This window comes from Lentzea sp. NPDC042327 (assembly GCF_040647275.1).
Classification (GTDB): domain Bacteria; phylum Actinomycetota; class Actinomycetes; order Mycobacteriales; family Pseudonocardiaceae; genus Lentzea.
The window spans coordinates 356,702-367,411 of sequence record NZ_JBEZBX010000007.1; the positions used below are offsets into that span (position 1 = coordinate 356,702).

9 protein-coding genes are annotated in these 10,710 nt (G+C 74.0%); 7 read left to right on the forward strand and 2 right to left on the reverse strand.

The features are described 5' to 3' along the window. Positions 1-75 precede the first annotated feature (75 nt). Genes AB0A63_RS20665 through AB0A63_RS20685 form a run of 5 tightly spaced genes read left to right on the forward strand, consistent with a single transcriptional unit; the run spans position 76 to position 5,370 of the window. Positions 76-1,320, forward strand: coding sequence for a DegT/DnrJ/EryC1/StrS family aminotransferase (locus AB0A63_RS20665; RefSeq protein ID WP_360393565.1), 1,245 nt, complete (start codon positions 76-78; stop codon positions 1,318-1,320). A gap of 11 nt (positions 1,321-1,331) precedes the next feature. Then, positions 1,332-2,279 carry a phosphotransferase gene (locus AB0A63_RS20670; RefSeq protein WP_360393568.1) on the forward strand — a complete coding sequence of 316 codons (948 nt, stop codon included), beginning with the start codon at positions 1,332-1,334 and terminating at the stop codon, positions 2,277-2,279. A gap of 31 nt (positions 2,280-2,310) precedes the next feature. Continuing rightward, on the forward strand, positions 2,311-2,859 hold the full coding sequence (locus AB0A63_RS20675) for a nucleoside 2-deoxyribosyltransferase (RefSeq protein WP_360393571.1): 549 nt from the start codon (positions 2,311-2,313) through the stop codon (positions 2,857-2,859). Continuing rightward, positions 2,856-4,070, forward strand: a complete 1,215-nt coding sequence (locus AB0A63_RS20680; protein WP_360393574.1) for a hydroxymethylcytosylglucuronate/cytosylglucuronate synthase — start codon at positions 2,856-2,858, stop codon at positions 4,068-4,070. Before AB0A63_RS20675 ends, AB0A63_RS20680 begins: the two co-directional genes overlap by 4 nt. Continuing rightward, complete coding sequence (locus AB0A63_RS20685; protein ID WP_360393577.1) at positions 4,063-5,370, forward strand: UDP-glucose/GDP-mannose dehydrogenase family protein; 1,308 nt, start codon at positions 4,063-4,065, stop codon at positions 5,368-5,370. The genes AB0A63_RS20680 and AB0A63_RS20685 overlap by 8 nt, the downstream gene beginning before the upstream one ends. Before the next feature lie 107 nt (positions 5,371-5,477). Here the strand turns inward: AB0A63_RS20685 and AB0A63_RS20690 are convergent, their stop codons facing one another. Both AB0A63_RS20690 and AB0A63_RS20695 read right to left on the reverse strand, forming a co-directional pair. Then, positions 5,478-6,542, reverse strand: coding sequence for a Gfo/Idh/MocA family oxidoreductase (locus AB0A63_RS20690; RefSeq protein WP_360393580.1), 1,065 nt, complete (start codon positions 6,540-6,542; stop codon positions 5,478-5,480). Continuing rightward, positions 6,542-7,501 (reverse strand): radical SAM protein, encoded by a 960-nt coding sequence (locus AB0A63_RS20695; protein WP_360393583.1) that lies wholly within the window; start codon positions 7,499-7,501, stop codon positions 6,542-6,544. Before AB0A63_RS20695 ends, AB0A63_RS20690 begins: the two co-directional genes overlap by 1 nt. A gap of 333 nt (positions 7,502-7,834) precedes the next feature. Between AB0A63_RS20695 and AB0A63_RS20700 the strand changes: the two genes are divergently transcribed. Both AB0A63_RS20700 and AB0A63_RS20705 read left to right on the forward strand, forming a co-directional pair. Beyond that, positions 7,835-9,313 carry a hypothetical protein gene (locus AB0A63_RS20700; protein ID WP_360393586.1) on the forward strand — a complete coding sequence of 493 codons (1,479 nt, stop codon included), beginning with the start codon at positions 7,835-7,837 and terminating at the stop codon, positions 9,311-9,313. Continuing rightward, positions 9,294-10,493: a DegT/DnrJ/EryC1/StrS family aminotransferase gene (locus AB0A63_RS20705; protein ID WP_360393589.1), complete on the forward strand. Its 1,200-nt coding sequence runs from the start codon at positions 9,294-9,296 to the stop codon at positions 10,491-10,493. The genes AB0A63_RS20700 and AB0A63_RS20705 overlap by 20 nt, the downstream gene beginning before the upstream one ends. Positions 10,494-10,710 lie beyond the last annotated feature (217 nt).

Below are 10,710 nucleotides of genomic sequence, written 5' to 3' on the forward strand. Positions count from 1 at the left end.
ACAAGCACTCGACATGAATGTGCACCGGAATTCTCCGCCGGTGCGATTCTCATTCTTCGGAAGAGGTTCCAGCGCATGGGTGCATTGGCAATTCTCGGTGGTGAGCCGCAGCGTCCGGCGAAGATCACCGCGCGGTTCGAGCCGACCGGGGCGACCAGGCAGCGGGTCGCCGAGCTGCTCGCGGACGGGGCGCTCAGCGACTTCTACGGCGGCCGGTGGTGCACCGAGTTCGAGCGGCGCTTCGCCGAGCACTTCGGCGTCCGGCACGCGATCGCGGTCAGCTCGGGGACCTCGGCGCTGCACACGGCGGTGACCGCGGCGGGCATCGGCCCCGGCGACGAGGTGCTGGTGCCCACCAGCTGCTTCTTCACCGCCGCCACCGCGGTGCTGCAGCTCGGCGCGGTCCCGGTGCTGGTCGACTGCCTGCCGGGGTCGCTGGCCATCGACCTCGACGCCGCGGCGGCCCAGGTCACCGCGCGCACCAGGGCCGTGCTTCCGGTGCACATGTACGGCTACCCCGGCGACGCGCCCGCGCTGACCGCCTTCGCGCAGCGGCACGGGCTCGTCGTGGTCGAGGACGCCTGCCAGAGCCACGGCGCCCGGTGGGGCGACACGCTCATGGGCACCTTCGGCTCCCTCGGCTGCTTCTCCTTCGCCGCGCCCCGCAAGCACATCAACACCGGTGAGGGCGGCATGGTCGTCACCGACGACGACGAGCTCGCACTGCGCGTGCGGCGAGTCGCCAACAAGGGCAAGGACAACGGCTGGTTCACCCACAAGGTGATGGGCTTCTCCTACAACCTGCCCGAGATGAGCGCGGTGCTGGGCATCCAGGGCGTGGAGGCGCTCGACGCCGAGGTGGCCGCCAGGCGCGCGGTGTCCGACGCCTACGACGACGAGCTCGCGGGCAGCGGCCTCGAAGTGCAGCGGCCGCCGGACGTCGCGTTCCACTCGTACTTCCGCAAGGTGGTGCTGCTGCCGCCGCGGTACCTGCCGCTGCGCGACTGGTTCGTGCGCGCGGTGGAGTGGGAGAACGTCTCCGCCAAGCCCCCGCACGCCGCGTTGCACACGATCGAGTGGTTGCGCGGGCGGGTCGGCGGGGCGGGCGAGTTCCCCGTCGCCGACCTCGACCTCGGCCGCGCGGTCGACCTGGAGTCGGGGCCGCTGATGACGCCGGACGACGGCGTGGTCAGCGCCCGCGCCGTGCTCAAGGTGTGGGAGTGGGTGCAGGCCAACGAGGACGCCGCCTTCGCGTTCGCCGCCCAAGGTGGCCGCTACGACGACAAGGGCCCGCAATTGACCGCGGCGGGTTCGCGGTAGGGTCGGGAAACGTGATCACGAACAATTTCCTCGACGCCGTCCTCGACCACTACGGGCTCGCCGGAAAGCCCGTGGAACCGCTCAACCAGGGAGCCGACAACTTCACCGCATCGGTGAACTCGGAATTCGTGCTCCGCTGTTACCGGGTGACCCCGGCCGAGGAGGTCGACGTCGAGCTCGACCTCATCGACCACCTGGTCGAGCGCGGTTTCCCGACCCCGCGCGTGCTGCGCACCGCGGACGGCGCGCGGCGGGTCGAGCACGAGGGCACGCACGCCGTGCTGTTCGAGCTGGTGCCCGGCTCGCCGATTGACGAGGACGCCCCCGCCAGCCGCCGCACGGTGGCCGAGCTGGCCGCGAGCCTGCACCTGGCGACGGCCGACCTGCCCGCGGGAGCGCGCCGGTCGCGCTCGGACCGGGGCCGCATCCAGAACCTGCTGGCCGAGCTGGACGCCGGCGGCCCGCTGGCGACGAAGGCAGGGGCGAGCGAGCTGGCGGGCGAGCTGCGCACATTGCTGTCCGAAGTGGACGACCTGCTCGGCGCAGGCCTGCCGCACGGCGCGGTGCACCACGACTACTACCACGAGAACGTGCTCGTCGACGCGGGCGGCCGGGTGCTCGGGCTGATCGACTTCGACGAGGCCTACCCCGGCCCGGTGGTGCTCGACGTCGCCGCCCTGCTCACCACCTGGGCCACCGACGACGAGGACCGCTTCGACACCGCGGCCATGCGCTCCCTGCTGGCCGACTACGAGCGGGTCCGCCCGCTGTCGGACCGGGAACGGGCGGCGCTGCCGCTGGCGGTGCGGGTGTTCAACGCCGCGGACGCCGCCGAGTACATCCAGCGCAACCACCGCAAGCGGCCGGACGCCTTCGAGATCGCCGAGTGCCGCTCGCTGCAGACCTACCACGCGCTCACCAGCCAACACGACTGGCTGCGCGGGTTCGCCACGGACTGACCCGCGCGCCGTCCGTCCCCAGGAGGACGACATGACCGACGACTTCCGCGTGTTCCTCGCCGCCCCGTTCGCGCAGTGGCTCGCGCCGGACGGCACCGTGGACCCGGTGGCCCGCAAGCGGCTGGAAGGCCTGCGCACGGCCTTCCTCGACCTGGGCCTGCCGGTGTTCAACGCCCACCACAACGAGGGCTGGGGCCAGGGCTGGCTGCCGCCGGAGGTGTGCGTGCCCAACGACTTCCGGGCCATGCAGACCGCCGACGTGGTCTGCGCCTACCTGGGCACGCCCGCCTCCGGCGGGGTCTGCCTCGAACTGGGCTGGGCCTCGGCCATGCACAAGCCGGTGCTGCTGGTGCTCGACGAGGGCGTCGAGCACAGCCAGATGGTGCAGGGCCTGTCCACCACGACCCCGGTGCGCGAGCTCGTGGTGCGCGACGGCCTCGACCCCTCGGCCCACGACGCGATCACCGCGGCGACGGTGGAGCTGGCCAGGGAGTGCTCGCCGCCGGTGGCGTGGCGGGGCACCGCGCTGGACACCTCGCTCGGCTACGTGCGGACCGCGACGCCGGAGCTGGTCGGATGACCGCCCTCGCGCCCACCCTGGCGGTGGCGGCCGCGGAGTTCGGCTGGGGCAGCGCGGGCAAGCTCAGCGCGGTGCTGGCGGCGCTGCGCGCCGGCGACCCCCGGCCGAGGCGGGTGGTGCTGCTCGGCTCCGGCCTGGGCCGCCCGCTGCTGGCCGGGCACGGGATCGACGCCGTGCACGAGGTGTCCACGCCGGGTGCGGTGGCCGAGGTGCTGGCCGAGGAGGAGGTGGACGCGGCGCTCGTCGTGCTCGACCCCGCCATCGCCAACGCCTGCACCGCGGCCGGTGTGCCCACGACCTACGTCGACAGCCTGCCGTTCCTGTGGACCAGGGGCGACCTGCCGGGGTTCCCGGTGGCCGTGGCCGCCTACTGCGCGCAGCGCTGCCTCGAGCTGCCCGCCGGCAGCGAGGAGGTGCTGGGGCACGTCCAGCGGCTGCACTGGGTCGACCCCGTCGTCGAGCACGCGGCGGCCGGCGGGCCAGGTGTCCCCGCCGGGCGGTGGCGCGGCGCGGGCGGCCGGGCGCTGGTGAACCTGGGCGGCCTGCGGTCGCCGCACGCCGCCGACTGGGCCGCCTACCCGCGCCTGGTGGTGCCCGCGGTGCTCACCGCGCTGCGCGACACCGGGTTCGAGGAGGCGCACGTGGCCGGCAACGTGCCGGCCGAACTGGCCGCGGAACTCGTCCGCTCGGCCCCGGAGCGGCTGCGGGTGTCGGCGGGGCCGTTGGCCCGCGCGGACTTCCTGGCCCGCCTCGACGGCGGCTGCGACGTGCTGGTGACCTCGCCGGGGCTGACCACGCTGCTGGAGGCCAGCAGCCGGGGCGTTCCGGTGGTGGCGCTGCCGCCGCAGAACCTGAGCCAGGTCTTCAACGCCCGGTTCCACCGGGCCGCGGTCGGCGACCGCTTCGGCGTGCGCTGGCCCGCGGGGGTGTTCACCGACGAGGAGGCCGTCGCGGCCAGCGCGGGCGGTGAGGAGGCGGCGCTGGAGGTCGTCTACGGCGGCATCTCCCGCGCCCGGCCCGCAGCCGTGCGCCCCGCGCTGCGCACCGCGCTGGCCGACGCGCTGCGGGCGGTGGCCGCGGGCGGGACCGACTGGGGCGCGCTGGCGGCCAGGCTGGGCACGTCCGGGGCCGCGCAGGTGGCCGAGATCGTGCTGGCGACCGGCGGGCGCGAGCACCGGCACCGCGCGGTCGACGCGCAAGCGCGTGGCTGAGCGGGGCGCGCGGGCGACCGCGGTCGTCGTCATCGGGGCCGGGTACGTCGGGCTGACCACCGCGGCGTGCCTGGCCTCGCTCGGCCACCGCGTGGTCTGCGCGGACGTCGACGCCGCCAAGGTCGACCGGTTGCGCGCCGGCCGGGTGGACATCCTGGAGCCGGGTCTGCCGGAGCTGGTGGCGGCCGGCCTGGCCGACGGGTCGCTGCGCTTCGAGCTGGGGGCCGGGGCCGCCGTGCGCGGCTGCGCTCCCGGCGCGCGGGCGGTGTTCCTCTGCGTTCCCACGCCTTCGGACGCCGACGGCCGGGCCGACCTGACGGCGGTGGAGTCCGCTGTGGACGAGGTGGCCGGAGCACTGGTCGCAGGCGACGTCCTCGTGCTCAAGTCGACAGTTCCGGTGGGGACGACGCACGCCGTGCGCGACCGCCTGCGCACAGCGGGCGTCGCGGTCGCCAGCAACCCGGAGTTCCTGCGGGAGGGCTCCGCCGTCACCGACTTCCTGCACCCCGACCGGCTCGTCATCGGGTGCGACGACCCGGCCGGGACCACCACGCTGGCCGGCGTCTACGCCGGGGTGGCAGCCCCGGTCGTGGTGACCGACCCGGTCAGCGCCGAACTGGTCAAGTACGCCGCGAACTGCTTCCTGGCCCTGAAGCTGTCCTACGTCAACAGCATCGCCGAACTGTGCGAGCGGGTGGGCGGCGACATCGGGTCGGTGGCGGAGGGGATGGGCCACGACCCGCGCATCGGCCCCGGCCACCTGCGCCCCGGCCCGGGGTGGGGCGGCTCCTGCCTGCCCAAGGACACCAGGGCCCTGCTCCACCTGGCCGACCGCCGCGGCGTGGACCTGACCCTGGTGCGGGCCGCGGCGGACCTCAACTCCGCCACCCAGGACCGCATCGCGGACAAGGTCCGCACCGCGGCCGGGGAAGCGGGTGGCGACCGGGTGGCGGTGCTGGGGCTGGCCTTCAAAGCGGGCACCAACGACCTGCGCGAGTCCCCCGCACTGGCCGTCGCCGCCCGTCTGTCGGCCCACGGCCTGACCGTCGTCGCCCACGACCCGGCCATCGCCCCCGGAACCGCGCCACTGCCGGGCATCACCCTGGTCGACGACGTCGACCTCGCCGTCAAGGGCGCGGCAGCGGTGGCGCTCCTCACCGACTGGCCGCAGTACCGGGCGCTGGACTGGAACCGCGTGGCCGGCCTGATGGCCGGGACCGTGGTCGTCGACACCCGCAACCAGCTCGACCCGGAGCAGCTGCGCCGCTGCGGTCTCGACCGGCGGGGAATCGGGGTCTGAGTCCGCGGCCCGGTGACCGGTGGTGGTGTGGGCTGGACAAGTGGCGGTCCCGTCTGCGGGCGGGACCGCCACTCGGCTGCCCAGGTCGTGATGGGCCTGCCGGCGCGTCACACCGGCGTCCGCAGCCCCTCCGGCCGCACCCGGCGCCCCTCTCCCGCCGACGTCAGCACGGCGTCGAGCACGTCGACCACGTGCAGCGCCAGCTCCCCGCTGGCCCGGTGCTGCCCGCCCTCCCGCAGCGCCCGCACCAGGTCGACCACGCCCGCTCCCCGCCGCACCGGCGGTCCGGCGGGCTCGGGCAGCTCGACCTCCGTCCACTCCTGCGAGCCGCGCCGTTGCAGCAGCACGGGTCCGTCGTACGAGCTGGGGTCGGGGCAGCGCAACGTCGCCTCGGTGCCGTGGACGTCCAAACTGGACACATCGGCGGCGGTGTCGAAAGAGGTCGTGAGGGTGCCGACGGCTCCGCCCGCGAACTCCAGCACGGCGGAGAGGTGGGTCAGCGTCTCGACCTCGACCACGGACCCGGCCAGCGGGTCGCTGGTCACGGTGCGGGTGGGCCAGGTCGTCGCGGCGGCGGCGGAGACGGCGGCGATCGGGCCGAGCAGGCAGACCAGGGCGCTGAGCTGGTAGGGGCCCATGTCGAACAGGGGACCGCTGCCGGACCGGTAGAAGAAGGCCGGGTCCGGGTGCCACCACTCCGGCCCCGGGCTCAGGGTCAGCGCGGTGACCCCCACCGGCGTGCCGATGCGGCCCTCGTCGACGAGTCGCTTGGCGAGCTGGAAGGCAGGGGACAGGAAGGTGTCCGGCGCGCTGCCCACGCGAACCCCGCCCGCGGCGGCGGCGTCGAGCAGAGCGGCGGCCTCAGTCCGGTCAACGCCAAGGGGTTTCTCGGTGTAGACGTGCTTTCCCGCGGCGATGGCGGCGAGGGCGACATCGGCGTGGTGGGCGGGCGGTGTCAGCACGAGGACGACCGCGACCTCCGGGTCGTGGTGCAGTTCCTCGACGGGCACCGCGCGCAGTCCGGGGACCTCACGTGCCAGCGCGCTGGCCCGCGCCGGGTCGGCGTCGGCCACAGCGGCCAGCCGGACCGAGGGCTGCTTGGCGAGGTGTTTGGCGTAGGAGCGGCTGATCATGCCCGCCCCGACGATGCCGAGGCCGACCGGTGCGCTCATCAGGAGACCTCCACGGCAGTGGCGCGCTCGCGCAGGAAGTGGTTCATCACGCGCGAGCTGACGTCGCAGCGCCCGCAGGCGCTGTTGGTCCCCGACGCGCAGCGCGCCCGCAGGGACAGGGCGTTGAGGCTGTTCCACGCGTCGCGCGGGCGCCAGGTGAGCAGGTTGCCGATCGGCGCGTCGGCGTAGACGAGCATGTTGCAGCCGAACACGTCACCGGTGTCGGCGCGGACGTAGGCGGTGAAGGTGGGCACGCTGCACGGGTGCGGCGAGTCGTCCTCGGCGAAGCCCTCCTCGCGGGCGATGAGCTGCACGCCGGCGTCGGCGCACCGGACGCGCAACCGCCCGATCACCGCGGTGGCCCGCCGCACCTGCTCCGGCGTCGGCAGCTGCTCCGCCGCGCCGCGGATGGGGATCAGGTGCCACCAGTCGGGCAGCCTCGGCTGCGACAGCAGCACGTCGCCCAGTTCCTCCAGGTCGTCGATGCCGATGCGCTGCAACACGGAGTTGACGCCGAAGGGCAGACCGACCTCGTGCATGCGGCGCATGGCGGACACGCACCGGTCGAACAACTGTGGCGTGTCGCGGATCGTGTCGTGGCGCGCACCGACGGCGTCGATGCTGAGCACCACCTCCTGGCACCCGGCCCCGGCGAGCTCGGCGACCTTGGACGCCAGGACGCGGCCGTTGGAGATCACCGACACCCTGGTGCCCGCGTCGGTGGCGCGGCGCACCAGCTCGGACAGGCCGTGCAGCAGCAGCGGCTCGCCGCCGGTGAAGCGCAACGACTTCGGGGCCAGCTCCAGGACCTTGTCCAGGACCTCGCGGTAGTGCTCGACGCCGAGGGTGCTGCGCGGCAACAGCCAGCAGTCGCACATGTTGCAGCGCGCGTTGCAGTTGTCGAACAACCCGAAGTACACCAGGTCAAGGCCGGTCTGCGGCCTCGTGGGCGACACCATGGTCGGGGTACCTCCTTGCGGGGTGGGCGGTTCAAGGCCGCAAGGTAGGCGGGCCGGGTGCACGCGGCCAAGACCGCCACCGTGCACACCGTTGGTGTTCAACATGATTGCCGGCCACGCGCGGTGGTCGGCGAGGCGCGGCGCCGGGCGCGCACGGGTGAGGACGTGACCTGCGTCCACACTGGCCAGACGCGCTGAGTGAGATCGCGTGCCGCACCCGGCATCCGTTGCTCCATAAGGACTGTTCAGCACCACACGCGCGCCTTTGCCCCGGCCACGGCCGCTTGTTAGCGTCCGATCGCCCGACCGCCGCGACCGACAAGGCTGGTGCTGATGGGTCTCTCGCTGACCGACCACCTGGACAACCTCGGCCCCCTCGCGGGCAGCGCACCCTACGTGCGCACACCGGCGGGTCTGATGGGCCAGGACCTGGCCCCGCCCCGGCGCGACGTCGAACGCGAGCGCGAGCAGCTGCGGCGCTACCTCGACGGTCTGCCGCAGGCGCACCGCGCCAGGGTGCTGGCCCTGGCCGACCAGCTGCCCCCGCTGGACCCGCGCTGCCGGATCAGCGTGCAGGTGCCCGCCCGGTTCGAGGCCGAGTACCTGCGCCGCTTCCTCGACGTCTACGCCGACCAGCGCGACGTCGACGGCTCGCCGCTGCCGCCGGGCAGCTTCGACGTGCTGGTGCTGACCAACCGGCTCGCGGGCGAGGACCCGGACGACTCCGCCGCGGTGTTCGAGCGGTTCCGCGCCGAGGCGGGCGCGGTCGGCGCGGCCTTCCACCTCGTCGACGTGGTGCTCGACGCGGACGAGCCGTACCCGCTGACGCTGTGCAGGCGGCTGTGCGCGGACATCACCGCGGTCAGGGCGCTGCGGGGCCGGCAGCGCGCGCCGCTGTACTTCGCGCTGGAGGACGCCGACACGGTGTGGCTCGACCCCCGGCAGCTGGCCATCCAGGTCGCCGCGCTCGACGCCGACCCGGCGCTGGACGGCGTGCGCGGCCAGCAGGACCGCTGCCCGTGGATCATGTGCGAGAACGACCTGCTCGTGCTGCTGCGCCGCTCGTGGAACTTCACCGAGGCCTACTTCATGCGCGAGTCGCTGCACCCGCACCGCAACCCCGACTACGACTTCACCTGGAACCGGGTGGTGACCAGCGGCTGGAACACCGCGATCACCGCGGAGGCGTTCGCAGCGATGGGCGGCTACACCCCCGACCGCCGCCTCGGCGAGGACGTCGACCTCGGTGAGCGGCTCAGCTGCGTGCGCGGCCGCTGGGACGGGCCGGTGTTCCGCCCCGAGGTGGGCACTGTCGGCGCGCTGCGCACCAGGGCGGAGGGCTCGCCCCGGCGGTGGCTGCTGCGGGTGGCCGCCGACGTGGAGCCCTACAACCGGTCCGGCGGCTACGCGAACTTCTTCTCCGCCGACGTCACCGCGCGCATCAAGTCCCCTGACCCGCACGACCTGCTGGAGCTGGCCCGCCCCTCGGCCAGGCTCACCCGTGAGAACGCCGAGCTGTTCGAGGACGTGCTCTCCGGCGACCTCGCCTTCACCCGCAAGGTGCGCAAGCGCCGCGACGCCGCCGACGAGCAGTGGCGCTGGGTGTGCCTGGCGCTGGGCCTGCGCCCCTCGGACTGGCGGGTCGACGGCGACCGGGTGCGCCTGCTGCGCCTGGACGCCCTCGCCGGCGCGCTGGCCGGGTTCCGCGCCAGGCACCGGGGCAGGCCACCGCGCATCGGCGAGTCAGCCCGTCCCACCGGCCGCATCCCGCACCGCCCCCAGGAGGAGACCCATGCGCACCCCAGCGCTTGACGGCGGAACCCCCGCCTTCGACGCGAACGAGGCCAAGGCCCTGTGGCCGGGCACGCACCCCGACGAGCTCGACGGCCTGCGCCGGGTCCTCGACTCCGGCGTGTGGTCGCGCAGCCGCGACAGCGACTGGGCCGGCGGCGAGGTCGGCCGGTTCGAGGCCGCGCTCGGCGGCTACCTGGGGGCCGAGCAGGTCACCGCCACGGCGAACGGCACGGTCGCCATCGAGTTCGCGCTCGCCGCACTCGGCGTCGGTCCCGGCGACGAGGTGATCGTGCCCGCGTCGACGTTCTTCGCCTCGGTCTCACCCGTGGTGCGCCTGGGCGCGATCCCGGTGTTCGCCGACATCGACCCGGCGACCTTCACGATCTCTCCCGCGTCGGTGGCCGAGCGGGTCACCAGCCGCACGGTGGGGGTGCTCGTCGTGCACCTCGCGGGCATCCCGGTCGACCTGGACGCGATCGGCGAGCTGTGCGCGCGGCACTCGCTGTTCCTGGTCGAGGACTGCGCGCAGGCGCTGGGCTCGACCTGGCGCGGCCGCCAGGTCGGCACGTTCGGCGACGCGGGCACCTTCTCCTTCCACCAGGAGAAGCAGCTCACCGCGGGCGAGGGCGGCGCGGTCGCCACCCGCGACCCGGCCGTCGCCGGACGGGTCTTCGCCCACCACAACGGCTTCTGGATGCGCGGAGCCCCCAAGCAGGACAAGCACGAGGTCTCCACCAACGGCAGGCTCACGCCGTTCCAGGCCGCGGTGCTCAGCGCCCGGTTGCCCCGCCTCGACGAGCAGGTCGAGCACCGGGCGGCCAACGCGGAGGCACTGCGCGCGGCTGTCGTGGACGGGGTCGAGCAGGTGACCCCGCTCGCGGCGACGACCAGGTGGAGCCTGTTCGCGGTGCCCTTCCGGGTGGACCCGGAGCAGGTGTCGCGCGACAAGCTCGTCGAGGCGCTGTCGGCGGAGGGGGTGTCGGCGCACGAGGGCCACCTCGACCCGGTGTACCGGCGCCCGCTGTTCCTCGACAACCCGATCGACCACCGCAACGACGGCTGCCCGGAGGCGGAACGGGCGGCGGACGTCACCGGGTTCGTCATCTCGCACAAGATGTTCCTCGGCCCGCGGGCCTGGATGACGCGGCTGGGCGAGGTGCTCGACGAGCTGGTGTCCTCGGGGCGCGTCCGCCCGTGAGCCGCCACCCGGCCGTTTTTCACCGGGATCTGTGACCCACCAGCGGCCCAGCACCGGTGGCGGCCGGGCGAGCCCGCGCCGTTGGACGATCCACAACGGACTTGCGGGGTCGTCTCCGGGAGATGTCCCGGAGACGACCCCGTCGTGACCCGCCAGCTCTGGTCGGCCCACCACTTCTGCCCGGTCTCACCGAGCATCGAAATCGGGTCGCAGTACG